The following is a 25,196-nucleotide window of genomic DNA, read 5'->3' on the forward strand; positions in this document are numbered from 1 at the left end:
CAACCGGGAGCCCTGGCCGTTGAAGATCGCGATCGGCATGTTCAAGCACGAGACGAACACATTCTCGCCCGTCCGCACCGCCTGGGAGGATTTCGGCCCCGGCGGGCCGCTCCGCGGTGAGGCTGCGCTCAAGGCGTTCCGCGGCTCGGGCTATGCGATGGCGGGGCTGATCGCGGAGGCCGAGGCGATGGGGGCCGAGATCACCGTGCCGATCGCCGCCCGCGCCCTGCCGAGCGCGCCGGTCGAGGAAAGCGCCTATGAGCGCATCGCCGACACGCTCGTCGCCGCAGCGCGGGAGTGCGACGCGATGATGCTCGACCTGCACGGCGCGATGGTCGCAGCGCATGTCGAGGACGGGGAGGGCGAACTCCTCGCGCGCATCCGCCAGGCCGTGCCCGGTCTGCCGATCGCCTGCGCGCTCGACAGCCACGGCAACATCACCCAGCGCTTCGTCGACAACGCGACGGTGATGCCGGGCTACCGCACCTATCCGCATCTCGACATGCCGGAGACTGGCGCGAAGGCGGGCCGGCTTCTCCGCGAGGTCCTCGCGGGGCGGCTCGAGCCCGTCACGGTTCTGCACCAGGTGCCGATGCTGCCGAACATGCTGCGCGGCGCGACCGATGCCGAGCCGATGGCCTCGCTCATCCGCGCCGCCGACGAGGCCGAGGCGTCGGGCCTCTCCTGCGTCACCGTGTTCACGGGCTTCCCGCTCGCCGACACGGCCGACACGGGCCTCTCCGTCGTCGCCACGGCGCATCGCGACCGCGCGGCCGCGGCGGAGGCCGCCTCGCGCATCGGCGCGCTCGCGTGGTCGCTGCGCGAGGACTTCACCATGCCGCTCGGCACGCTCGACGAGGCGATGGACGAGGCCGCAGCGACCACGGAAGGCCCGGTGATCCTGGCCGACCTTTCGGACAACTGCCATTCCGGCGGCACGATGGATTCCGTCGCCGTGATCGCCGCGGCGCTCGAGCGCGGGTTCGAGGGAATCCTCGCCGGCCCGATCTGCGACCGCGAGGCGGTGGCGCAGGCAATCGCTGCAGGCATCGGCGCGACCTTGACGCTCGAGATCGGCGGCAAGCAGGCGATCCCTGCGCTGAAGCAACCGCTTCGCCCCCTGCGGATCCAGGGAACCGTGCGCAGCCTCGCCATGGGGCGCTTCACGGTGGAAGGCCCAGTGTTCACCGGCATGCAGGTCGATCTCGGCCGCTGCGCCGTGATCGAGACACCGAAGCTGACCGTGGTTGTGAGCGAAGGGCGCGTCGAGGCGCTCGACCCGTTGCAGTTCCGCATCTTCGGGCTCGAGCCTGCGCGCTATCGCTGGCTCGTGCTGAAGTCCAAGACCAACCACCGCCCCGCCTTCCGCCCGCTCGCCAAGGCGGAAATCCAGGTCAACGGTCCGGGTGTCGCGAGCCTGGACCTCGAGGCGTTCGACTGGCGCCGGATCCGCCGTCCGATCTTTCCGTTCGACAGGAGGAATACGTGAGACCCCTCGTCCTTCTCGCTTCCGCAGCACTTCTCGCCTTCCCGGCCGCCGCGCAGAACACGGTGCGCTGGGGCAACAACGGCGAGATCTCGACGATGGACCCGCATGGCGCGTTCTCCACGGCGAACGCGGCCGTGCTCGGCAACATCTACGAATCGCTCGTGCGCCACGATCGCGACCTGAAGTTCGAGCCCGCGCTCGCGACATCCTGGACCGTCGTCGCGCCCGATCACTGGCGGTTCGAGATCCGCCAGGGCGTGAGGTTCCATGACGGCGCGCCCTTGACCGCGACCGATGTCGTCGCCTCGCTGCGCCGCGCCTCGGTGCCGAACTCGCCCTATGCCTCGGTCACGCACATGATCCGCGAGGTCGATGCGTCGGGGCCGTTCACCGTGGAGGTGAAGCTGCGCGGGCCGTACCCGGTCCTTCTGAACGACCTTGCCGGCGTGTCGATCCTGAACGATGCGTGGATGCGCGCCAACGACAGCACCGAGCCGACCGACCCGGCCCGCGGCCGCGGCGGCTATACGAGCCTGAACGCGAACGGCACGGGGCCGTTCCGCCTCGTCTCGCGCCAGCCCGACAGCGAAACGGTCCTCGACCGCTGGGACGGGTGGTGGGACCGGCGCACCCATAACCTGGACCGCGTGGTGTTCCGCCCCGTGGCGAACGACGCGACGCGCGTCGCGGCACTGCTGTCGAACCAGCTCGACGTGATCACGCCGACACCTGTGCAGGACGTCGACCGTATCCGCCAGAGCCCGGGCGCCAAGGTCGTCGAGGCGCAGGACCTGCGCGTGATGTTCCTCGGCTTCAACATCGCACCCGACCATTCCGTCGAGGGCCAGGCGAAGAACCCGCTTGCCGATAGGAGGGTTCGCGAGGCGCTCGCCCGCGCGACCGACGTCGAGGCGATCACGCGCGGGCCGATGCGTGGGCTCACGAAGCCGATCCACACCTTGATCGCGCAGGAGATCCAGGGCTACGACGCGGCGCTCCAGACACCGCGCGTTCCGCACGACCCCGAGGGGGCGAAGCGGCTGCTTGCCGATGCGGGCTTTGCAGAAGGCTTCACGATCGGCATGGACTGCCCGACCGATCGCTTCGTGAACGGCGACCGCGTGTGCCAGGCGGTGGCGGCGATGTGGGCGCGCGTCGGCGTGAAGGTGACGCTGACGACGATGCGATACCCGCAATACATGCAGCGCTTCCTGAACAACCGAAGCGACGTGTTCCTGCTCGGCTGGGCCAACACCCCGCAGCTCGATGCGTTCTCGATCCTCAACAACGTGTTCCATACGCGCACGCAGCGGCAGGGAAGCTGGAACGCGGGGCGGGTGAGCGACGCGGGGTTCGACGCGCTTGTCGAACGCATTGCCGTGGAGATGGACCCCGCCGCGCGGCAGCGCCTTCTGACCGATGCCTTCCGGCGCGAGCGCGAGGCGATCTGGACCATCCCGCTCTACCGCGAGCCGATGGTGATCGCGATGAGGAAGGGGCTCGACATGCCGGCCTCCGCGGATGGGCGGATGCGGTTCTGGTGGGCACGGGTGGAGTAGCTCGCGGTGCGATGCGTGGCGGTGCGGGAGAGTTCGCAGGGCACTCCTCGTGCCGCTGGCGCAACGCCCTTGGCGTAGCCCCCCACCGCGCCTAGGCTCGCATGGGTTCGTATCGCGACCTGAACGGGGAACGCCGCCATGCAGAACGCGCAACGACGCAGCACCGCCTCGCTCGCCATCGCCGCCGCAGCGCTGATCGCGCTCGCGCAGCCGGCCACGGGGCAGACCGTGCTTCGCTACGCCGCCTCGGCCGAGCCGCGCACGCTCGATTCGATCGTGAACTGGCTCTCCGTCACCCACCAGCACAGCTACCTCGTCTACGACACGCTCTACTCGCTCGACAGCGAGTTCCGACCGCAGCCGCAAATGGTCGAGAAGGCGGAGCGCGGCGCCGACGGGGCGAGCTGGACCTTCACGCTGCGCGAGGGGCTGACCTTCCATGACGGCTCGCCGGTCACCTCAGCCGACGTCATCGCCTCGATCCGCCGCTGGTCGGCCCGCGACACCACCGGCCAAAAGCTGAACGAACTCGGCATGCGGCTCGGCGAGGTCGATGGGCGGCGCTTCACCGTGCATCTCTCCGTCGACACGCCACTCCTGTTCGAGGCCTTCGCCAAGCCGACGGCGACGGGCCTCTTCATCATGCGCGCTGCGGATGCGGCGACGGAGCCGACGCGGCCCGTCGAGAACATCATCGGTTCCGGCCCGTTCCGCTTCGTGCGCGAGGCCTACCGGCCGGGCGACAGGCTGATCTACGAGCGCAACCGCGACTATCGGCCGCGGTCGGAGCCCGCGAACTATTTCGCAGGCGGCAAGGTCGTTAAGGTCGATCGCGTCGAGTGGATCGTGATGCCGGACTCCGCCACCGCGATCGCCGCGCTGCGCACGGGCGAGCTCGACATCTACGAGACGCCGCCGCGCGACCTTCTGCCCATCCTCGAGCGCAATCGCGACATCGTCGTCGCCGTGCATGGCAAGTTCGGGCAGATCGGCTTCCTCCGCCCGAACCATCGCCAGCCGCCCTTCGACAAGCCCGAGGCGCGGCGCGCGCTCGCCCTGCTGACGGACCAGGCAGACTACATGGCCGTGACCGCCGGCGCGGACGGGCGGTACTGGAGCCGCTGCTACAGCTTCCTTGCCTGCGGCGGCGCGAACGAGAACCAGGCCGCCACCGACTGGATGCGCAACGTTCGCGCTGAGGAAGCCAAGCGCCTGTTCCGCGAGGCGGGCTATTCCGGCGAGCCCATCGTCATCATCGCGCCCGGTGACAACGAGATCATCCGCGGCTTCGGCACGCTCGCGGCCGAGCGGCTTCGCGGCGCGGGGCTGAACGTCGACATCCAGTACATGGACTTCGCGACGATGATGTCGCGCCGCAACCGGCAGGACCCGCCGGCGCAGGGCGGGTGGAACATCTTCCCGATGTGGTCCTACGGGTTCGAGCTCGACAACCCGATCGGCAGCGTCGCGCTCAGCGCCAACTGCACGAACGCCTCCTACGCCGGCTGGGCCTGCTCGCCGAGGATCGAGGAACTGAAGAACGCCTGGGCGCGCGAGAGCGACGCGTCGAAGCGGCGCGAGATCGTCGCGCAGATCCAGGTCGAGGCGGCCGAGCTCGTGCCCATCGTTCCGCTCGGGCAGTTCTTCGCGCCGGTCGCCTATCGCCGCAACATCACCGGCTTCCTCGAGACGCCGGTGCCCGTGTTCTGGAACGTGGAGAAGAAGTAGCGGCGTCGCGATGGGCGAGGGGGTTCCGGCCGACGCGCCGCGGTTCGACGTCGTCATCCTCGGCGGCGGCTCGGCCGGCTGCGTGCTCGCCGCCCGGCTGAGCGAGGACCCCGCGCGCCGCGTGCTTCTCGTCGAGGCGGGTCAGGACCTTCGGCCAGGTGCGATGCCGCCGGCGATCGCCTCGCCCTATCCCGGCCGGGCGTTCTTCAACCGGAACTACACGTGGCCCGGCCTGCGCGTGCGCATGGGCATCGGCTACGGCAACAGCGCAGTCCGCACCGAACGGCCCTACGAGCAGGCGCGAATCCTCGGCGGCGGCTCGAGCATCAACGGCATCGGCGCCAATCGCGGCTCGCCGTGGGACTATGCGGAGTGGGAGGCGGCCGGTGCGCGCGGCTGGGGGTGGGAGGACGTGCTGCCCTTCTTCCGCATGCTCGAGACCGATGCCGAGTTCGGCGACGATGCAACGCTGCACGGCAGGGACGGCCCCTTCCCGATCCGCCGCATTCCGCGCACCGAGCATGCCGGATTCGTGCGTGCGACGGAGGCGGTGATGAACCGCCGAGGCTTCGCCAGCCGCGAGGACCAGAACGGCGCGTGGGAGGACGGCGTGTTTCCCATCGCCGTCAATCTCGACGCGTCGGGGCGGCGCGCCTCGGTTGCGACCGTGTATCTCACCGACGCGGTTCGCAGGCGCGCGAACCTGACGATCTGGACCGAGGCGCGCGCCGAGCGGCTTGTCGCAGAAGGCCGGCGGATCACTGGCGCGCTCGTGCGGCGTGGCGGCCAAGTGGTGGCCGTCGGCGCGGGCTGCGTGATCGTCAGCATGGGCGCGCTCCAGTCGCCGGCGATGTTGTTGCGGAGCGGCATCGGCCCGGCGGGGCATCTCGCTGCGATGGGCATTCCGATCGTTGCCGAGCGGCGCGGGGTGGGGCGGAACCTGCAGGAGCATCCATCGATCGGCGTCTCGGCCTTCCTGCGGCCCGAGGCGCGGCTTCCGGGCGGAGATCGCTACCACATCCAGGCCATCCTCCGCTGGTCATCCGGCCTCGACGGCACGGTGCCGGGGGACATGCACACGGCGATCAACGCGCGCTCGGGCTGGCACGCGGTGGCGCAGCGCATCGCCTCGTTGTTCTCCTGGGTGAACAAGTCGTATTCGCAAGGATGGCTGGAGCTGCAATCGCCTTCGCCGGAGGTTCCACCAGCCGTCGATTTCCGCCTGCTGTCTGACGAGCGCGACCTCGCACGCCTCGCCGAGGCGTTCCGCATGACGGCGTCTGCCTTCCGCGACCCAGGCCTCGCCGCCATCGTGCAGGACGTGTTCCCCTCCACCTACTCCGAGAAGGTGAAGGTGCTGCTTCGCCCGACGACGCGGAACGACATCCTCACCCGTCTCGTCGCGCCGGTGATGGACCGCGCGGGCTACGTGAGGCGCAAGGTGCTCGAGATGGCGCAGGAAGGCACCGCGCCGCTCGATGCGCTGCTTTCGGATGATGCGGCGCTGCGCGCGCACCTGCTCACCCATGTCGGCGGCGTGTGGCACCCGTGCGGCACATGCCGGATGGGAGATGAGAACGATCCGCTCGCCGTGTGCGACCCCGCGGGGCGGGTGATCGGCCTCGACGGGCTGATGGTGTGCGATGCCTCGCTGATGCCGACGATCCCCTGCGCGAACCTCAACGTCCCGGTGCTGATGAGCGCGGAGAAGATCGCGGCGGGGATGCGCGGGCGGGCGAACGCCCCAATGTAGCACTGCCGGTTGCACATCGCCTCGGACCCTTGACGCGTGGCGCGATCGCGGTGGCTCTGTCTATCCGTTGCTGACTGGCAATGTTGACGCAGCAGGGTCCTTCCTGTAGCGTTACAAACAATCCTCGCCGCCGGTGAAATTGCGGCGGCAGCCATGCCGGGATGATGACAGAAGCAGCGCCTCGTGGAGGCGCTGGGTGTCTCGTCGTCTTTTGCGCGGGCTGGACGGCCATGCATCTTGTGCTGAGCCAGTATCGGGATGCCTGCTGCGAGGGAGTGCTCTCGCGGCTCGCCGCGCGTCGGCTCGACGCACGGCTTCTCACGACACCCTTCGAGCCGCCGGCGCGCTTCACCTGGCGCCTCGATGCGCATGGGGTGACGACGCTGCTTGCGCTCGATGACGGCCCGCCCCTTAGCGTCGAGAGCGTGTTCATCCGCCACGTGCCATGGCTCGACCCGGGCGGCTGGGAACCGGCCGATCACGCCTACATGCAGTCGGAGATGCAGGCAGCCCTTCTCGCCTGGCTCGCAGCGCTGCCGTGTCCTGTCGTCAACCGCCCCTCCGCCGCGCTCTGGTATCGCCACGGCAACCCGCTGCTCGGCTGGTACCCATTGCTTCGACGCTGCGGCCTGCCGACGCCCGAGACGGTGCTGACCGATGACGCGGAGGCGGCGCGCCGCTTCGCGGCAGACCTCGGCGCCGCCGGAGTTCCTGGCACCATCTGCACATCGCTGACACAGGAGGCGGCCTGGCTCGTCGGCCCTGGCGAGTGGGCGGGGCTCGCAGCGGTGCAGACGCGCACGCCGATCTGCCTCACCGAACCACATGGCGCGCCACGCACGGCGTGCGTGGTGGGCGGCGAGGTGATCTGGGACGGCGCGGCGAGCCGGGAGGAGGCAGCCCTCACGGCCGGGCTGCGCCGGCTCGCGGGCGAGACAGGGCTCGACTTTCTCGAGGTCGCCGTCGCGCCCTGCCGCAATGGCCCGGCCGTCGTGCTCGTGGAACCACGGCCGCGGCTGGAGCATTTCAGTGCCGGCACGCAGGCGACGATCCTCGATGCGCTCACGGATCTTCTGGCGGCACCGGCGCGCGCGGTGCAGGAGGCGGCGCAATGATCCTCGTCGCCGGCGGGATCGCGGACAAGGTGACCGAGCTCGTCTGCGCCAGGCTCGATGCCTGCGGGTTCGCCTACCGCCTTCTCGATCTCGGCCGCTATCCGTCCGACCACGGAATGGTCGTGCACTGGAACGGCGGCGGGCCGGAGGGTGCGCTTCGCGGGCCTGGCTGGGAGCTCGACCTCGCGGAGATCAGCGGCGCCTATGTGCGCTTCCTCGGGCCCGAGGGCCGCGTGCTGCCGACAGACCTGCCTGGCGCGACGGCCACCGCGCTTCGGGGGGAGGCTGATGCCGCGCTGATGGCGCTGATCGAGGACCTGCCCTGTCCGGTGGTGAACCGCCTCGGGGGCGGCATGTCGAACAACAGCAAGCCGTACCAGGCGCTGCTTCTCGCACGTGCCGGCTTCCGCGTGCCGCCGACGCTCGTGACGACCGACCCCGACGCCGCGCGCGCCTTCCACGCGGAGCATGGTGCGGTGATCTACAAGTCGATCAGCGGCGTGCGCTCGATCGTGCGCCGCCTCGGGCCGGAACAGCTCGGCCGGATCGATCTGCTGCGTCATGGCCCCGCGCAGTTCCAGGCCTTCGTTCCGGGGCAGGACGTCCGGGTGCACACGGTGGGCGAGCGGCTTTTCGCCACGCGCGTGCGCAGCGAGGCGACCGACTATCGCTACGCCAGCCGCGACGGGCTCGCCGTGTCGATGGAGCCCGCGGAGCTTCCCGCCTCGGTGGCGGCCGCGTGCCGGCGCATCGCCCGCGAGCTCGACCTCCTCCACGCGGGCATCGACCTTCGCGAGACGCCGGAGGGCGAGTGGGTGTGCTTCGAGGTCAATCCCTGCCCCGGTTTCCTGTTCTACGAGCGCCAGACCGGCCAGCCGATCTCGCTTGCGCTCGCCGAGTTGCTCCACGGCGGCGCCGCCGCCGCGCGGGAGCAAGCGGGGGCGGCCGCGATGCCCTGAGGCACGCGCGCCCCCGGCCTTCAGCATCCTTCAACAGGAGGCGACGATGGCTGACCCGAAAAAGCCGAGCGACACGGCCAAGCAACCCTTCGTCGGCGCGGCCGACAGGCCGGAGGTGAAGCTCGACCTCGACATGCCGGTGAACCAGCTTCGCGTGCGCGACCTCGCCGCGATCCTCGGCCAGCTCACCCAGAAAACGCCGTTCGAGGTGGGCAAGACGCCGATCAAGGACTTCTTCGACAAGCCGTTCCCCGAGGTGGTGAAGGACTATGTGAAGGAGCTGAAGCCGGAGAAGGTGGAGAAGCCGGAGAAGTCGGAAAAGATCGAAAAGAACGAGAAGCACGAAAAGAACGAGAAGCATGAGAAGCCGGAGAAGCTCGAGAAGCCTGAGTTCAAGGAGCTGAAGCTCGAGAAGCTCGAGAGCGACGGCGTGTTCGACCCCGGCAGCCGGTTCCCGCCCGGCCCCGACCCGCGGCTCGAGCAGGTGATCCAGGCCGTGGCCGGGCTGACGCGCCAAGTCGGCGCGCTCGCGAACCAGCTGGAGGAGTTGCAGAAGCGCATGGGAAGGTGAGGGGGCAGGCAGCGAGGCGACTGCGCGATCTCCGTTCAGCGATCGCGGACGGCGCTCGGGTGGCGCATGAGGATCATGCGCGCGCCTCGCCGAGCAGCTCGCACCGCGCGAGATAGTCGGGCCGCAGGTCCACGCCGAGGCCGGGACGGGTGGGAAGCGCAACGTGGCCTTCGACGATCGCCCGCTCGAGTGGTTCGTCGACCATGTCGAGCCGGTCGTCCTCCGGCCAGACCGGGAAGATCTCCTGGATCAGGGCGTTGGGCGTGGCGAAGGAGAAGTTCACGCAGGCGGCGGTCGCGATGGGGCCGCCGCAATTGTGGGGCTGGATGTAGACGCCATGCGCGGCGGCCAGCGCCGCGATCTGCCGAACCCCGGTGAAGCCGCCGGCGATCCCCATGTCCGGCTGGGCGAGGGCGAAGGCCTTTGCCTCGAAATGGCGGCGGAAATCGCCCGGTGTCGACAGCCTTTCGCCGCCGGCGATGGCAATGCCCGTCTGCAGCCCGACCTCCCGGGCCGCCGTCGCGTCCTCGGCGTCGGCCACCTCCTCCATGCAGAGCGGGCGGAGATGGGCGATGCGCCTGCCGAAGCGGATGGAATCCATCGGCCACATGTTACCGTGCAGTTCGACAAGGATATCCATCCCGGGCCCCACCGCCTCTCGCACCGCCTCGACGCGCGCGACCGCAAGATCCTCGGCGGAGCGGTCGAGATGGCGGGTGACGTGGCAGCTTCGGCCATCCGGTGCGAGCTTCATCGGGTCGAACTTCAGCGCGGTGAACCCGCGCGCCTGCACGTCCCGCGCGGCACGGGCATACGCCTCGGGCGGGCCAAGCCCACGGTACCAACCGTTGCAATAGGTGCGAAGCCTGTCGCGGCACGCGCCGCCGAGCAGCGAATGGATGGGCTGGCCAAGCGCCTTGCCCTTGATGTCCCAAAGCGCTTCGTCGAGGGCGCTGATCGCGGCGCCGAGGATCGGGCCGGGCACGTGGCCCCAGAAGCTGTCGCGGCGCATCTCGTCCTGGATCCGTTCCGTGTGGAACGGGTCGCGCCCGAGGAGCCTCGCACGGACAAGTTCGAGCAGCGTTTCGGCCGCGCCGCGTCCGCCCTGGCCATAGGCGAGCCCGATCTCGCCGGCACCGGTGATGCCGGCATCGGTATTGACCGCGACGGGCAGGACCTGGTGCGCCGCACCTTCCTTCATCGCCTTGAACCGCGTCCGCCAGACGCGAACGCCCGTGACCTTCATCGCCGCCCTCCTTTTTTGATCAAATCGACACGCGAGTGTTGACTCTATCGGCGCGAATTGGCAACGCTGGCACGAAAGGAGGCCGCCTCGTGTCCATCGTCCGCCCGTCCGACGCCGATGCGCTGCCGTTCGGCAGCACCGTCTACCAGCGCGTACACGAGCGGCTGCGGGCCGATATCCTCGCTGGTCGGATCGCTCCCGGCGCACGGCTCAAGATCCAGGATCTGGCGAACCAGTACGGGCTCTCGCACATGCCGGTGCGCGAGGCGCTGCAGCAGCTGCAGGGCGAGGGCCTTGTGGTGCTGGCCCCGAACCGCGGCGCCACGGTGCGGCGCATGAATGCTCAGTTCGTCCGGAACATCTTCGCCATCCGCGAGGCGCTGGAGGGGTATCTCACGCGCCAGGCTGCCGGACTGCTCGATGCCGCCGGCATCGGCGCACTACGGCGCATCCAGGCGGAGATGCGCCGCGCGCCAGGCCGCGATCCCGCGCTGATTGCCCGCCTCAATCGCGCGTTCCATCGCACCGTCGAGGTCGCCACCGGCAATGACGAGGCGATCCGCCTCCTCGATCTGCACAGCGACCTGATCGCCGCTCTGCGCGCCCGCTTCGGATACCGCCGCGGCCGGCTGCAGGTGGTGCTGCGCGAACACGACGCCCTGATCGATGCGCTCGAGCGCGGCGATGCCGAGGCGGCGGGCGCGCTGCACGACCAGCATATCCGCGGGGCGCGCGACGACATGCTGCAGGCGATGGCGGAGGCAGACGCCGCGACGTGACAGCCGCGCGGTGCAGCCCGCGCGGGAAGGGAGGGAGGAGACACCGCATGCAACGACGTGCGCTGATGGCCGCTCTGGCGGCCGCGACAGCCGCTCGCCCCGGCTTCGCCCAGGGCCTGCCGGCAGAGATCCGGATGATCGTGCCCTTCGCCGCGGGCGGCGCGACAGACCTTCTGGCACGCCGCCTTCAGCCGCTGCTGGAGGCGCGCGGCCACAAGCTCGTGGTGGAGAACCTCGTGGGCGGCGGGTCTATGGTGGGCATGAGCCGCCTCGCGCAGTCGCGCGCTGATGGGCGCACGTTGGGGATGGGTTCATCCGGGCTGATCGGCCAGATCGTCGCCAACGAGATTCCGCTTCGCTTCGAGCAGTTCACGCCGCTCGTGCGCGTCGCCGTCGACCCGCTCGTGATCGTGACCGGCGCCGCCTCCCGCTTCGCGGGCTTCGAGCAGGTGATGGCCGCGATGCGCGAGGGCTCGGGCCCCTCGATGGGCGCCGCCGGCCCGCGCGGGACCATCGGGCATCTGCGCCTCGCCGGCCTCGCGGAGCAGGTCGGCGGCCAGTTCGTCTATGTCGGTTATCCGGGTGCCTCGCGGGTCGCGACCGAGTTGATGGGCGGCCATCTCGACCTTGCCATCGTCAAGCCGAACGACGTGTTCGGCCAGATCCGCGCAGGAGCGCTGCGCGTACTCGCGGTGGTCGAGGAGGAGCGCGTGCGCCAGATGCCGCAGGTGCCGACCGTCGTCGAGTTCGGTCTCCGGGCGCATCCTTTCGGTCGGATGACGCAGATGACCTTCGTCAACGCTCCGGCGGGCCTGCCGCCGGGGCAACGGGACGCCTTGATCACGCTGCTCGGCGAGGCCGTGCTCTCGTCCGAGTACCAGGCGAAGGCGCTCGAGGACGGCTACATCGCCGACGCGCTCGCCGGCGACGCGCTCGACGCAGCCATTGCGGAGACGGCGAACGCCATCCGTACCGCGCAGCAGAAGGTGAGCCAGTGATGAACCGCCGGACCTTCCTCTCGACGTCCGCGGCCGCGCTCGCCGCGCCGGCGATCCTGCGCGGCACGGCGCAGGCGCAGGCGTTCCCGACGCGCCCGGTTCGGATGGTGATCGGTTTCCCGCCCGGCGGCGGCTCCGACCAGGTCGGCCGGCCGCTTGCGGCGCGGATGCCCGACGTGCTCGGGCAGCAGATCGTGGTGGAGAACCGCGGGGGCGCGAACGGAAACCTGGCGCTGGAGCACACAGCGCGCAGCCCGGCCGACGGCTACACGATCTGCCACGTGAACAACTCGGTCATCGCGATCAACCCGCTGCTCTACAAGAACCTGCCCTTCGACGTGCTTCGGGACTTCGAGCCGCTGGGGACGGTCACGCTCGGCGGGCTGATCATCACCGTTCCGGCGACGCTGCCGGTTCGGACGCTTCCGGAATTCGTGGCGTACGCCAGGGACCGGCCGGGGCAGCTCAATTTCGGCTCGGGCGGCCAGGGCAGCATCACCCATCTCGGCTTCGAACTGTTCGTGCGCAGCGCCGGGCTCAACATCGTGCATGTCCCCTATCGCGGCAGCGCGCCGGCGCTGCAGGACATGCTTGGCGGCTCGATTCACCTGATGGTCGATGGCGTGAACGTCAGCAAGGCGATGCTCGACGCCGGCCGCGTGCGCGCGCTCGCCTTCCTCGGCCCGCAGCGCCACCCGCTGATGCCCGACCTGCCGACGGCGGTGGAGCAGGGTTATCCGGCCGTCCTCGTCGGCGGATGGCAGGGATTCGTCGCGCCGGCGCGCACGCCGCCCGCGGTGCTCGACAGGCTCGAGGCGTCCCTGAAATACGCCGTCGAACACGGCGAGGTGCAGAGGGTCTTCAGCGCGGGGGGCACGATGGGCGCGTTCCAGGATCGCCAAACCATGGCGCGGCTGATCCGCGATGAGCTGACGCGGTGGCGGCCGATCATCGCCGATCTCGGCCTCACGCTGGAGTAGGGCAGGGAGGCGCCCTACGCGACCCTGTTCAACACCGCGATCAACCCATCAAGCTGCTCCAGGTCCTTGTACGCAATCCGCACCTCGCCGCGCTTGCCGTCGAATCTGATCGCCACCTTCAGCCCGAGCTGCTCCGTCAGGTCGCGCGCGAGCGCTTCCACGTTCGGGTCCTTCCTCGGTGCCGCCTTCGCGGGGCGCGCCGCGTCGGGCCGCTGGGCCAGCGCCTCGGCCTGGCGCACCGAGAGGCCCTCGCGGATCACGCGATCGGCCAGCATGCCAGGGTCGGGGGAGGCGAGAAGGGCGCGGGCGTGGCCTGCCGTGAGCTTGCCCTCGCGAACGAGCGTCTGCACCACCATCGGCAGGTTCAGGAGGCGGATCGTGTTGGCGATGTGGCTGCGCGAGCGGCCGACAAGGCGGCCGATCTCGGCATGGTCGAGCGCCTCGGCCTCGGCGAGCCGTCGGTAGCCTTCCGCCTCCTCGATGGCGTTGAGGTCGGACCGCTGCAGGTTCTCGACGAGCGCCGCGGCCGCGGCCGTGCGGTCATCGAGGTCGCGGACCAGGACCGGCACCTCGTGCAGAGGCACCGCCTGGGCGGCGCGCCAGCGGCGCTCACCGGCGATGATCTGGTAGCGGCCCTGGGCCGTCGGGTGGGGGCGGACGAGAAGCGGCTGCAGCACGCCGTTGGCGGCGATGGAGGCGACGAGGTCGTCGAGCTTCTCGCGGTCGATCCCCGCGCGGGGCTGGAACGGCGAGGGCTCGAGCGCGGCGATGGAGAGGCTCTGGGTCGCTGCCACGTTCGGTGCTCCCTCCGCCGCCGTCGCGGCCGGGGCCTGCGGCGAAGCGGCTTCGCCGAACAGCGCGGAGAGGCCGCGGCCAAGCCGTTTCGGGGGCGCATCCTTGCCCTTCGCAGGCTGCGCGTCCTTGCCCTTGCTCATGCCGATGCTCCCGCCGCAGCCTCGCGCTCGCGCCTCAGAAGCTCCTTCGCCAGGCTGATATAGGCCCGCGAGCCGGAGGACCGCACGTCGTAGAGCAGCACGGGCTTGCCGTGGCTCGGTGCTTCCGAGATGCGAACGTTCCGGGGAATCACCGTCTCGTACACCTTGTCGCCGAAGAAGCCGCGCACGTCGGCCGCCACCAGATCGGAGAGATTGTTTCGCTTATCAAACATCGTCAGCACGATTCCCTGCAGCGCGAGGGACGGGTTGAAGCCGCGCTTGACCATGTCGATCGTGCGCATGAGCTGGCTGATGCCCTCGAGGGCGAAGAACTCGCATTGCAGAGGCACCAGCACCGCATCGGCCGCGACCAGCGCGTTGAGGGTGAGCAGGCCGAGCGAGGGGGGACAGTCGATCAGCACAAGCGTGTTCGCGGGAAGCGAGGCGGCGGCGAGCGCGTCACGCAGGCGGAACTCGCGGCGGGTGAGGGAGACGAGCTCGATTTCCGCTCCCGCCAGGTCCTGGTCGGACGGAACGAGGGAGAGGTGGGGGATGGTGGTCTCGTGCGTGACCTCCGCCAGCGGGCGCGATTCGGCCAGCAGCGCGTAGGAGCCCGCGCCTCGGTCGGTCCTCGCCAGGCCGAGGCCTGTCGAGGCGTTGCCCTGGGGGTCGAGGTCGACCAGCAGCGTCGGCTGGTTGGTGGCGGCGAGGGCGGTTGCGAGATTGATGGCGGTCGTGGTCTTGCCGACGCCGCCCTTCTGGTTCGCGACCGCGATGATCCTGGGCCGCGCGGGGCGAGGCGGTGTGGGGTCAGGCACGCGCTACCTCTGTCAGGCGCAGGAGGGTGGCGGAGGGGTCGGTCCGGCTCGGGAACCGCTCGACGCGCATTGTCCAGCCGGCGCGGGCCTCGGTCAATTCAGCTTCGGCCTTCGCGCCCTTCGGGAAGAGGCAGGCACCGCCTGGGGCGAGGTGTCGCGCCGCGAGCGGGAGGAGGGCCGCGAGCGGGGCGAGCGCGCGGGCCGTCACGACGTCGGCCCGCAACGGGGGCAGGGTGGCTGCGTCGGCGGCGTGGACGGTCGCCGGGGCGGCGGTGACGCGGGCTGCTTCGCGGAGGAATGCGGCCTTGCGCTGGTCGCGCTCCACAAGGTGGGTGGGGAGGCCCGTGGCGATGGCGAGGATCAGGCCGGGAATGCCTGCGCCGGAACCAAGATCGGCCAGGCACTTGGCGCTGGCGGGGATGAGCGGGGCGAGCTGCAGCGCGTCGTCGATATGCCGTTCCCAGAGGCGGGTGAGGTCGCGCGGGGAGACGAGGTTGATGCGCTCGTTCCACCGGGTGAGGAGGGCGATGTAGGCGTCCAGTGCCTCGCGGACGGGCTGGGCCAGGTCGTCGCGTTTCACGTGAAACGCCGGTCAGGCCGCGCGATCGCGCCGGCGGACATAGCCCAGGAGCCCGGCGACGGCTGCGGGGGTGACCCCCGGGATGCGCAGTGCGGCGCCGATCGTGGCGGGACGGGAGCGAGAGAGGGTCTCGCGCATCTCGGCCGAGAGGAAGGCGATGGCGCCATAATCGAGCCCCGGCGGGAGCGCCAGCGCCTCGTCGCGGCGGAGACCGGCGATGTCGGCCTCCTGCCGCTGGAGGTAGCCGGCGTAGAGCGCCTCGGCCTCCAGCGTGCGCATAGCGGCGCGGGGGATGGTCGCAAGCCAGGGGAAGGCAGCGGCGACCAGTTCGCGTGACACGCCGCCATGGCCGAGCAGGTCGATGACCGACCGGCGGGTCCCATCGCGGTTCACCGTGATTCCGAGGCGGGAGAGCTCATCGGGCGACAGGCTCTCGGCGTGCATCCGGGCTCGGGCAGCCTCGAGGGCCTCGACGCGGCTGGAGAAGGCCTGCGCCCTTTCCGGCCCGACCACACCGACCGGCTGGCCCCGGCCCGTCAGGCGCAGGTCGGCATTGTCGGTGCGCAGCGTCAGGCGATACTCGGCGCGGCTCGTGAACATGCGGTATGGCTCGGTGATGCCTCGCGTCACCAGGTCGTCGATCATCACGCCGATATAGGCTTCGGCCCGATCGAGCACGAAAGCGCCGCCGCCGCCCGCGGCCAGGGCCGCGTTGATGCCGGCGAGGATCCCCTGCCCGGCCGCCTCCTCATAGCCGGTGGTGCCGTTGATCTGCCCGGCCAAGAACAGCCGCGGCACGGAGAGGCATTCGAGCGTCGGGCCCAGCTCCCGCGGGTCGACATGGTCGTACTCGATCGCGTAGCCGGGGCGCAGGATCACTGCCCGCTCCAGGCCGGGGATCGAGGCGACCAGCGCACGCTGAACGTCCTCCGGCAGGCTTGTCGAAATCCCGTTGGGGTAGACCGTCGGGTCGTCGATCCCCTCCGGTTCCAGGAAGATCTGGTGTCGCTCGCGGTCGCCGAACCGGGCGACCTTGTCCTCGATAGAAGGGCAGTAGCGGGGGCCGCGGCTCTCGATCTGGCCGGAATACATCGGCGCCCGGTGCAGGTTGGCGCGGATCAGCGCGTGCGTCTCCGGCGTGGTTGCGGTGATATGGCAGGAGAGCTGCGGCAAGGCCGGAGCGGTGGAGAGGGCACTGAACAGTTCGGGCTCCTCGTCCCCCCTCTGCTCCTCGAGCCGGCCCCAGTCTATGGTCCGCCCATCCAGGCGCGGAGGGGTGCCTGTCTTCAGCCGCCCCATGCGCAGGCCGAGCGACGCGATCGAGGCGGCCAATCCGGTCGAAGGCGGGTCACCGACCCGCCCGCCCGCGCTCCTCGCTTCCCCGACATGGATGACCCCGCGCAGGAACGTGCCGGTCGTGACGACCACCGCCCCGGCGAGGATCGTGCGCCCGTCGCCGAGGAGCACGCCGATCACGGCCCCGCCTTCGCCTCGAAGCAGCGCCTCGACCGAGCCGGCGACGATCTGGAGTTGAACCTGCCCAGCGAGCAGTTCCTGGACAGCCCTGCGATAGGCTCGCCTGTCCGCCTGGGCGCGCGGCCCCTGCACGGCCGGTCCCTTGCTGCGGTTCAGAAGCCGGAACTGGATCCCCGCGAGGTCCGCCGCCCGACCCATGATCCCGTCGAGCGCGTCCAACTCGCGGACCAGATGCCCCTTTCCCAACCCCCCGATCGCGGGATTGCAGGACATCTCCCCGATCGTCTCCGGCTTGTGGGTGACCAGCGCCGCCCGCGCTCCCATGCGCGCGGCGGCAGCGGCGGCCTCACACCCCGCATGGCCCCCGCCGATGACGATGACGTCGAACCGATCCACGAACGCCTCTCCAACAAGGAAGCCGCCGCGTTTCACGTGAAACAGCCGAGGCGCCCCGGCTATTTTCCGATGCAGAAGCTTCCGAACACGATATCGAGGAGTTCTTCCACATCCACCCGCCCGGTCAAGCGCCCGAGCACGTGCATCGCCACCCTGAGTTCCTCTGCCCGCAACTCCGGCACGTGTCCGGCCATGGCGCGGAGGATCGCGGCCCGCGCCTCCCCCACTGCCGCGACATGACGGGCACGCGTCAACGTGGCGCCACTCAACCCCTGCCCAAGCCGCGCGATCTCGGCGAGCAGGGCCTCTCCCAGCGCGCCGATCCCATCCCCGGTCCGGGACGAGACCGGCAGAGGCGCCCGCCCAAGGACGGCTGTCACCACCTGCGCCAAGTCCGCCCTGCTGGACACGGCAAGCCACGGCGCGCGGCTAGCCGCCAGGGCGCCCACCGTCGCCTGGTCCGGTTCCCGAGCCGTACCGTCGAACACCGCCAACAGCACGTCCGCCTCTCCCGCCCAGGCGAGCGCCCGCCTCACCCCCTCCGCCTCGACCTCGTCCTCCGCGTCGCGAAGCCCGGCCATGTCGGCGAGCGTCACCGCATAGCCGCCAAGGTCCATCCGCACCTCGATCACGTCCCGGGTGGTGCCGGCGCGAGAGGACACGATCGCCGCCTCCCTTCCCGCCAACCGGTTGAGAAGGCTCGACTTTCCTGCATTCGGCGCTCCGATGATGGCGATGCGGAACCCCTCCCGCACACGCTCGGCGAACGCCCCTCCCGCGAGCGCCGCCTCCATCTCGGCGGCAACCCCCTCAGCGTCCGTCAACGCCTCGCGCTCGGCTTCCTCCCCGACCCCGTCATCGGAGAAGTCGATCGCCGCCTCGGCAAGCGCCAGCGACCGTGCAAGCCGGGCGGACCATCCGGCCGCCTGGCGCGCCAGGGCCCCGCCCGACTGGGCCAGAGCCTGGCGCCTCTGCGCCTCCGTCTCGGCGGCCACCAGGTCGGCGATGCCTTCCGCCTCGGTCAGGTCGAGCTTGCCGTTGAAGAAGGCACGGCGGGAGAACTCGCCTGGCTCGGCCGGACGCAGCCCGGGGCCGCAGGCGAGCAGCGCGCCTGCCACCGCCTCAATCACCGCCCTGCCGCCATGGACGTGGAACTCTGCCACCTCCTCGCCGGTGAAGCTCGCCGGGGCGGCGAAGCGGAGCACCACGGCGCGGTCGATCGCCTCGCCCGACTTGGGGTGACGCAGCGTCCGCAGCACGGCCCGCCGCGGCTCCGGAACCAGGCCCGCCAGAGCCTCCATCGCCCGTGACGCCCCCGGGCCGCTGACGCGGATCACGGCGACGCCGGCCGCCCCCGCTCCGGACGCGAGGGCGAAGATCGTCTCCCCGAGGGCGGTGCCGGCGTCAGGCAGCGCCGCCCTCCTCCCCACGCTGTTCCCTGGTCCGCTCGTCCGTCTGCCGCTTCGGCTCCTTCGGCGGCGGCACGTGATGCTCCGTCAGCATCAGCCGGGGCACCCGCCCGCCGGCCACGAGATGGGCCGCGAGGACCTCGTCGACATCGTTTTTTGTTTCGACTTTGTACCAAACGCCCTCGGGATAGATCACCACCGTCGGCCCGAACTCGCAGCGATCCAGGCACCCGGCCATGTTGATGCGCACGCCCGAAAGCCCGAGCTCCTTCGCCCGCGCCTTCATGTAGTCGCGCAGGCCCTCGCTTCCCTTCGCCGCGCAGCTTCCGCGCTTGTGCCCGTCTGGCCGGCGGTTGCAGCATACGAAGACATGCGCCTCGAACCAGGGCGGTGGATCACCTGCCCGTGCACGCCCAGCCAAACCGGGTGTCCCGTCCGCCATCGCCTTCTCCTCGGCTGCTACAGGCCCCATGTAGGTGGGCCAAGGACCGGGCGGTAGCCCAGCGAGACGCCGGGAGCACAGCCACCATGAACGACGCCCCCCGCCTGCCCGCAGCGAATCTGCTCGCCAACGAAACGAGCCCCTACCTGCTGCAGCACGCCGACAACCCCGTGCACTGGCGGCCGTGGAACGACGCGGCCCTGGAGGAGGCGCGCACCACCGGCCGGCCCATCCTGCTTTCCGTGGGGTATGCCGCCTGCCACTGGTGCCACGTGATGGCGCATGAGAGCTTCGAGGACGAAGCCACCGCGGCGGCGATGAACGCGCATTTCGTGAACATCAAGGTCGACCGCGAGGAGCGGCCGGACATCGACGCCATCTACATGCAGGCGCTGCATCTCCTCGGCGAACAGGGCGGCTGGCCGCTGACGATGTTCCTCACCCCCGATGCGCGCCCGTTCTGGGGCGGCACCTACTTCCCGCCCGAGCCACGCTGGGGCCGCCCCTCCTTCCGCCAGGTTCTCACAGGCATCGCCCGCGCCTTCGCGGAGGAAAGCGACAAGGTGGCGCAGAACGCAGCCTCGCTGAAGGCAGCGCTCGAGGCGATGGGCACCTCGAAGCCGCACGAGGGCGGAACGATCGGAACCGCACATCTCGAAGCCGCGCGCGCCGCCCTGCTACGCGGCATGGACATGAAGGAGGGCGGGCTTCAGGGAGCACCGAAATTCCCCCAGCCCTCCCTGTTCCGCCTTCTGTGGACGGAGTGGCGCCGCACCGGTGAACGTTCCGCACGCGATGCGGTGGAGCTGACGCTCAGGAAGATGGCTCAGGGGGGCATCTACGACCATATCGGCGGCGGTTTCGCGCGGTATTCGACCGACGCGGTGTGGCTCGTGCCGCATTTCGAGAAGATGCTCTACGACAACGCGCAGCTCGTCGACCTTCTCTCGCTGCTCGCGGCCGAGGAGCCGGAGAACGCGCTGTGGCGGGCCCGCGCCGAGGAAACCGTCGCCTGGCTCGCGCGCGAGATGATCGCCGAGGACCAGGGGGACGGCTCGGCCGGGTTCGCCAGCACGCAGGACGCAGACAGCGAAGGTCATGAGGGAAGGTTCGCCGTGTGGAGCGCGGAGGAAGCCGCGCAGGTTCTTGCCGATGCCGGACTGGAACGACACGAGATCGAGACGGTGCTCGCCGCCTACGACATCCGGCCGGGTGGGAATTGGGAGGGACACGCGATTCCCAACCGTTCGCACCAGGAGGGGGAGGACGACGAGGCGACAGCCGCGCTGCTCGCTCGCGCTCGGGCTGCCTTGCTCGCGCAGCGGCAGAAGCGCGTGCAGCCAGGTCGTGACGACAAGGTTCTGGCTGACTGGAACGGGCTGATGATCGCGGCACTCGCGCGTGCCGCGCATGTGTTCGGCCGCCCCGAGTGGATCGACATGGCCGCGCGCGCCTTCCGCTTCGTCGCAACCCACATGGATGCAGGCGAGACGAAGGGCGGCGGGCGCAGGCTGCTGCATTCCTGGCGCCGCGGCGTGCGCGGCCCCGCCGGCATGCTCGCCGACCATGCGGCGATGGCGCGCGCCGCCATCGCGCTCGCCTCCGCCACAGGCGATGCGGCGTATCTGGACCACGCGCGCGGATGGATCGGGGCCTGCCACGCCCTGTTCGGCGACGCCGATGGCGCGTTCTTCACCACCGCCGAGGACGCGAAGGACGTTCTGGTGCGCGCCAAGGACGTGACCGACGGGGCCGTTCCCTCCGGCAACGGCATTCTGGCGGAGGCCTGCGCGATGATGTTCCACGCGACGGGGGACATGGCATTCCGTGCGACGGCGGAGGCGATCCTCGCGGCCTACGCAGGCGGCGCGGCGGAGCAGCCCTGGAGCTTCGCCGGCATGCTCATCGCCTCCGACATGCTCAACCGCGGCGCGGCTGTCGTGATCGCGGGCGAGGGCCAGGAGGAGGCGGCGCTGCTGCGCACGGCGAACGCGACACCCGAGCTCGGCGTCGTCACCCTCCGCGCCGGCGCTTTGCCGGCGGGCCATCCCGGCGCAACCGTTTCCGCGACGGCATCGGCCACCGCGCATGTCTGCTCACGCGGCGTGTGCGGGCTGCCGGTGGCGACGCCCACCGCGCTGCGCGAGGCCATCGCAGCCGCAATGGGGCGCTGATCAGCCGATTTCGTTGCGCTTCCGGCACGCGCGGCGCTAGCCTTCCCGCTCGTGGGTGGGAGGGGCCATGTCCCCCGATACGCTTCGGCCAGACGCGACGCCGCCAAGGGCGGGCTTGAAGGAGCTGCTTGACGCCGCGAACGACGCGGCGAAGCGCGAGGCGGCGCAGTGGTTCTACTTCGTTACCCTGATGGTCTACCTCGCCGTCGCGGTGGGCGGCGTGACCCACCACAAGCTATTCCTCGCCGAGCCGGTGACGTTGCCGATCTTCAACGTGGCCCTGCCACTCTCGGGGTTCTTTGTCGTCGCACCCACGATCTTCGTGATCCTTCACTTCTACAGCCTCGCGCAGCTCCGGGTGATGGCGCGCAAGGTGGAGGCCGCGCTCGCCGCGGCGATGCAGGCGGGCGAGCCGCCCGATGCTGTCATGCTCCGCCTCGACTCGTTCGCGGTGGCGCAAATGCTGGCGGGACGTCGTGCCGGGCGGCGATCCATCGCGATGGCGGCTATGGCGTGGATCACGCTGATCATCGCCCCGGTGGTGCTGCTGCTGTTCTTCCAGATCCGCTTCCTCCCGTATCACGACCCGGCCGTAACGTGGGTGCACCGCGTCCTGCTGGCGGTCGATCTCGCCCTCCTGTGGTGGCTGTGGCCCCGGCGGCGCAAGTCAACCCGCGCCGCACTGGCGCGCGCCGCAGCGGTGGCGGGCACGATCGTTGTCGGCTTCTTCGCCCTGGTCCTGGCAACGGTGCCCGGCGAGTGGGCCGACGGCCTCGCGTATAAGGCGCTCCTCAACGTTCAGGCCTACACCGTCACACGCCCCCGAGACCCACTCCTCGTGTTCTGGGACAGGCTCACCGGACGCAGCGCGCCGCCGCCCGACCCTCGCTTTCAGGACAAGGACCAGCAGGACCAGGAGTTCATGCAGGCCGAGCCGCTGCCCGCAGCGTTCCGTCGCGCGCTGTTCGACGGGCGCATCCACCCATTTCTCGGCCGCCCGACGAGCCTGTTCTCGCGCGTGCTTTTCCTCCCCGACGAGCGCTTCGTGCCGGCGAGGGACAGCGACTTCGCCGACCTCCAGCGAACGTTGGTGTTGCGTGGCCGAGACTTGCGCGGCGCGCTCCTCTACCGTGTTGACCTGCGGAAAGCTGATCTGACTGGCGCGCTGCTCGTAGACGCTTGGCTTGATGACGCACAGCTCCAGGGCGCACGGCTCGACTCCGCCCAGCTCCAGGGCGCGTGGCTTAGGAGAGCGCATCTCCACGCCGCGTCGCTCAGAGCAGCGCAACTTCAGGGCGCGTCGCTTGACTACGCCCGGCTCGAGGGCGCGACGCTCGACGGCGCGTACCTCCGGGGTGCCACGCTTGACGGCGCGCGGCTCACCGGCGCGTCGCTCTACGAAGCCGAGCTCCAGGGAGCGTCGCTCCAACTTGCCCGCCTCCAGGCCGCGCGGCTCAACGGAGCTCGACTTGAGGGCGCGACGCTCGACCATGCGCAACTCCAGGCCGCCCGACTCATCGGCGCACGGCTTGACGGAGCATCGCTCGACAACGCGAACCTCAACGGCGCGTCGCTCAACGACGCAATGCTCCGCGGCGCGTCGCTCCGGTCCGCTGCACTCTGGCGCAGCACCGCCGAGCGCGCCGACCTTGCGCACGCCGATCTGCGCGGAGCGAATTTCGACCCACCGCGCGATGCAGTGGCGCTCGTCGCCGCCGCGCTCGACGGCGTGCCGGATGGCCCACTCCGCCAGGAAGCGGCGGATCGGCTCGCCATCCTGACGCAAGAGATGGCCGAGGATACGGAACGGTCATTGCGCGCAACGTGGCCCGACCCCATGCCCGGTAACCCACCGCCCATCGAGGCGTGGACGAACAGCCTGATCGCCATCGCCTGCGCTCAGGACACTGCGCCCCATCTCGCGCGTGGGCTCATCCGCAATTTCGCGGCCAATGACAGGATCGACCGTGCCCGCCTCGGCCGCGCCCTCCGCGACCCTGACGCCTGCCCCGGCGCCCGCGGCCTGACGAACGACGAGCTCGAGCGCCTTCCGTGACCCACCGCGGACAGGGGGGGGCCCGCCGATTGAAGGCCCGCTTAGCGCGCTTCCCGTTTGGGTTGCGGCTTGATACTGTCACGTATCGAAGGGGACGGGCTGATGCCGACCGCGCGCACCGACGCGGCCCCTGCGCCGCGGGCGCCTGATGCCGACCTTGGCGAGCTTCTCGCCGCGGCGAACGACGCGGCGCGGCGTGAAGTCTCGCAGCAATGGTTCTTCTTCATCACCCTGATGCTGCTTCTTGCGGCTTCGGTCGGCACCACGACGCATCGCGCGCTGCTCGATGCCGCACCGATGCGCCTTCCGATCCTGAACATCGACCTGCCGATGCTCGGCTACTATGCCATCGCGCCGACCATCTTCGTGGTGCTGCACTTCTACGCGCTGCTGCAGGTGAACGCGCTGCGCGGCAAGGTGACCGAGTTCGTCCGCGCGGCGGAGGAGGAAGCACGCGCGCTGGAGGCCGCAGGGCACGGCGCCTATTCGGCCATCCTCGAACGCCTCGTCCGCCCGCTCGACGGCTTCGCGGTGGTGCAGGCCATCGCCGCGCCACGGCTGCACCGCAGGGCGCTCGCGGCGCGGGTGATGACGGCAATCACGCTCGTCATCGGCCCGGTTCTGCTCCTCGTGTTCTTCCTGCTTCGCTTCCTCCCCTACCAGGACGTTCCGACGACGCATTGGCACCGCGCGCTTGTCGCCATCGACATCCTGATCCTCTGGTCGCTGATGCCGCCCGCAGGCCTTGCGGCTCGGGCCGCCGCAGCGCTCGGGAGCCTCGGCTTGCTGGCCTTCTGCCTGATGGTGGCGACCGTTCGCGGCGAGGCGCTCGACCGCCCCTGGCCGGTGGCACAGGAACTCCGCGCCAGGCTCTTCTTCGACGGTGCGCTCGACCCGAAGACCAACCGCCCGCCGTCTCTGCCGTTCTCGCGCGTTCTCTCCCTCGCAGACGAGAAGCTGATCCGCCAGAGCGAGACGGAGCTCGCGCGCGAGATGGTGGCGCGCACCATCGTGCTACGCGAACGATCGCTGCGCGGCGCGATCCTGATCGCGACCGATCTGCGCAAGGCCGACCTCAGCCGCGCCGACCTTGCCGGCGCGCGGCTCGATGGCGCGTGGCTGCATGGCGCCTTCCTGTTGGGTGCGCATCTCGAGGGCGCGGTGCTGGACGGCGCGGTGCTGCGTGACGCCGCGATGCACGGCGCCTCGCTGACGGGCGCGAGCCTTCGCGGCGCGAGGCTCGAGGGCGCGGGGCTGGATGGCGCAACACTCGCCGCCGCGGTGCTCGACGACGCGCGACTTCATGCGGCGACGCTGGCCAATGCCTCGCTCGAAGGCGCCTCGCTCGTTGGCGCGACGCTGCGCGGTGCGTTCCTCACCGGCGCGAAGCTGCAGGGTGCGTCGCTGATCTCCGCCGACCTTCGCGGCGCGGACCTCCGCTTCGTGCAGGCGTGGCGCGCCGATGCGTTCGGCGCGCGCCTGGGCGACGCGGATGGCAGGAACCTTCACATCGCCGAGCTGCCGGCGGGCTGGAACCCCGCCGGCGCAACGATCGATGCGAGCCCGTGGGACAGCGCGGTGTCGGCCTGGCTCGCCGCGATCGCCGATCCCGACAGCCGGACCGCCGCGGTGCGCCGCCTCTCCGCCCTGACGGCCGGCAGCGCGGACGACCCAGGCCTCGACATGCGCCACGCCGCGCTCGCCGCACTCGCCGCGCCCGACCCGCGCGCGGT

The 25,196-nt window shown here is 70.4% G+C and carries 20 protein-coding genes; 13 read left to right on the top strand and 7 right to left on the bottom strand.

The window, feature by feature from the left end; all coding sequences use genetic code 11:
- The first annotated feature begins 19 nt into the window (after positions 1-19).
- The 7 genes from FIF60_RS17655 (at position 20) to FIF60_RS21960 (ending at position 9,174) form a co-directional block, all read left to right on the top strand.
- A complete protein-coding gene (locus FIF60_RS17655) occupies positions 20-1,489 on the top strand; it encodes a M81 family metallopeptidase (protein WP_144299610.1) in 1,470 nt (489 codons plus the stop codon).
- Entirely contained in the window at positions 1,486-3,048 is a 1,563-nt protein-coding gene (locus FIF60_RS17660) for an ABC transporter substrate-binding protein (protein WP_144299611.1), read from the top strand. The genes FIF60_RS17655 and FIF60_RS17660 overlap by 4 nt, the downstream gene beginning before the upstream one ends.
- 138 nt (positions 3,049-3,186) lie before the next feature.
- Positions 3,187-4,776, top strand: a complete 1,590-nt coding sequence (locus tag FIF60_RS17665; RefSeq protein WP_144299612.1) for an ABC transporter substrate-binding protein — start codon at positions 3,187-3,189, stop codon at positions 4,774-4,776.
- A gap of 10 nt (positions 4,777-4,786) precedes the next feature.
- Positions 4,787-6,529 carry a GMC family oxidoreductase gene (locus FIF60_RS17670; RefSeq protein ID WP_144299613.1) on the top strand — a complete coding sequence of 581 codons (1,743 nt, stop codon included), beginning with the start codon at positions 4,787-4,789 and terminating at the stop codon, positions 6,527-6,529.
- A gap of 230 nt (positions 6,530-6,759) precedes the next feature.
- Positions 6,760-7,644 carry an ATP-grasp domain-containing protein gene (locus tag FIF60_RS17675; protein ID WP_144299614.1) on the top strand — a complete coding sequence of 295 codons (885 nt, stop codon included), beginning with the start codon at positions 6,760-6,762 and terminating at the stop codon, positions 7,642-7,644.
- On the top strand, positions 7,641-8,603 hold the full coding sequence (locus FIF60_RS17680) for an ATP-grasp domain-containing protein (protein ID WP_144299615.1): 963 nt from the start codon (positions 7,641-7,643) through the stop codon (positions 8,601-8,603). The genes FIF60_RS17675 and FIF60_RS17680 overlap by 4 nt, the downstream gene beginning before the upstream one ends.
- 46 nt (positions 8,604-8,649) lie before the next feature.
- A complete protein-coding gene (locus FIF60_RS21960) occupies positions 8,650-9,174 on the top strand; it encodes a hypothetical protein (RefSeq protein ID WP_204251240.1) in 525 nt (174 codons plus the stop codon).
- Positions 9,175-9,247: 73 nt separating this feature from the next.
- Here FIF60_RS21960 and FIF60_RS17690 read toward each other — a convergent pair whose 3' ends face one another.
- Positions 9,248-10,420: a mandelate racemase/muconate lactonizing enzyme family protein gene (locus tag FIF60_RS17690; RefSeq protein WP_144299616.1), complete on the bottom strand. Its 1,173-nt coding sequence runs from the start codon at positions 10,418-10,420 to the stop codon at positions 9,248-9,250.
- 89 nt (positions 10,421-10,509) lie between these two features.
- Between FIF60_RS17690 and FIF60_RS17695 the strand changes: the two genes are divergently transcribed.
- The 3 genes from FIF60_RS17695 to FIF60_RS17705 are packed head-to-tail and all read left to right on the top strand — an operon-like array spanning position 10,510 to position 13,177.
- The gene (locus FIF60_RS17695) at positions 10,510-11,199 is read left to right on the top strand and encodes a GntR family transcriptional regulator (RefSeq protein ID WP_144299617.1); all 690 of its coding nucleotides are present in this window, start codon (positions 10,510-10,512) and stop codon (positions 11,197-11,199) included.
- A gap of 47 nt (positions 11,200-11,246) precedes the next feature.
- Positions 11,247-12,197, top strand: coding sequence for a tripartite tricarboxylate transporter substrate binding protein (locus tag FIF60_RS17700; RefSeq protein WP_144299618.1), 951 nt, complete (start codon positions 11,247-11,249; stop codon positions 12,195-12,197).
- A complete protein-coding gene (locus FIF60_RS17705) occupies positions 12,197-13,177 on the top strand; it encodes a Bug family tripartite tricarboxylate transporter substrate binding protein (protein WP_144299619.1) in 981 nt (326 codons plus the stop codon). The genes FIF60_RS17700 and FIF60_RS17705 overlap by 1 nt, the downstream gene beginning before the upstream one ends.
- A 14-nt stretch (positions 13,178-13,191) precedes the next feature.
- On the opposite strand, the gene FIF60_RS17710 is transcribed toward FIF60_RS17705, so the two are convergent.
- The 6 genes from FIF60_RS17710 to FIF60_RS17735 are packed head-to-tail and all read right to left on the bottom strand — an operon-like array spanning position 13,192 to position 19,233.
- Positions 13,192-14,112 carry a ParB/RepB/Spo0J family partition protein gene (locus FIF60_RS17710; protein ID WP_144299620.1) on the bottom strand — a complete coding sequence of 307 codons (921 nt, stop codon included), beginning with the start codon at positions 14,110-14,112 and terminating at the stop codon, positions 13,192-13,194.
- Positions 14,109-14,930, bottom strand: coding sequence for a ParA family protein (locus FIF60_RS17715; RefSeq protein WP_144299621.1), 822 nt, complete (start codon positions 14,928-14,930; stop codon positions 14,109-14,111). The genes FIF60_RS17710 and FIF60_RS17715 overlap by 4 nt, the downstream gene beginning before the upstream one ends.
- The gene (rsmG, locus tag FIF60_RS17720) at positions 14,923-15,510 is read right to left on the bottom strand and encodes a 16S rRNA (guanine(527)-N(7))-methyltransferase RsmG (protein WP_144299622.1); all 588 of its coding nucleotides are present in this window, start codon (positions 15,508-15,510) and stop codon (positions 14,923-14,925) included. The genes FIF60_RS17715 and rsmG overlap by 8 nt, the downstream gene beginning before the upstream one ends.
- A gap of 12 nt (positions 15,511-15,522) precedes the next feature.
- A complete protein-coding gene (gene mnmG, locus FIF60_RS17725; RefSeq protein WP_144299623.1) occupies positions 15,523-17,382 on the bottom strand; it encodes a tRNA uridine-5-carboxymethylaminomethyl(34) synthesis enzyme MnmG in 1,860 nt (619 codons plus the stop codon).
- Between the two features lie 59 nt (positions 17,383-17,441).
- A complete protein-coding gene (gene mnmE, locus FIF60_RS17730) occupies positions 17,442-18,812 on the bottom strand; it encodes a tRNA uridine-5-carboxymethylaminomethyl(34) synthesis GTPase MnmE (RefSeq protein WP_239451697.1) in 1,371 nt (456 codons plus the stop codon).
- On the bottom strand, positions 18,787-19,233 hold the full coding sequence (locus FIF60_RS17735) for a (2Fe-2S) ferredoxin domain-containing protein (RefSeq protein ID WP_239451698.1): 447 nt from the start codon (positions 19,231-19,233) through the stop codon (positions 18,787-18,789). The genes mnmE and FIF60_RS17735 overlap by 26 nt, the downstream gene beginning before the upstream one ends.
- Positions 19,234-19,319: 86 nt before the next feature.
- Between FIF60_RS17735 and FIF60_RS17740 the strand changes: the two genes are divergently transcribed.
- From FIF60_RS17740 to FIF60_RS17750, 3 genes are all read left to right on the top strand, one after another.
- Entirely contained in the window at positions 19,320-21,407 is a 2,088-nt protein-coding gene (locus FIF60_RS17740) for a thioredoxin domain-containing protein (protein ID WP_144299624.1), read from the top strand.
- Positions 21,408-21,474: 67 nt separating this feature from the next.
- A complete protein-coding gene (locus tag FIF60_RS17745; RefSeq protein WP_144299625.1) occupies positions 21,475-23,463 on the top strand; it encodes a pentapeptide repeat-containing protein in 1,989 nt (662 codons plus the stop codon).
- A 102-nt stretch (positions 23,464-23,565) separates the two neighbouring features.
- Positions 23,566-25,196: pentapeptide repeat-containing protein (locus tag FIF60_RS17750; protein ID WP_144299626.1), on the top strand; the 1,631-nt coding region annotated here is incomplete at its 3' end.

Origin of the sequence: Elioraea rosea, assembly GCF_007644105.1 — a bacterium.
In the GTDB taxonomy this organism is placed as follows: Bacteria; Pseudomonadota; Alphaproteobacteria; order Acetobacterales; family Acetobacteraceae; genus Elioraea_A; species Elioraea_A rosea.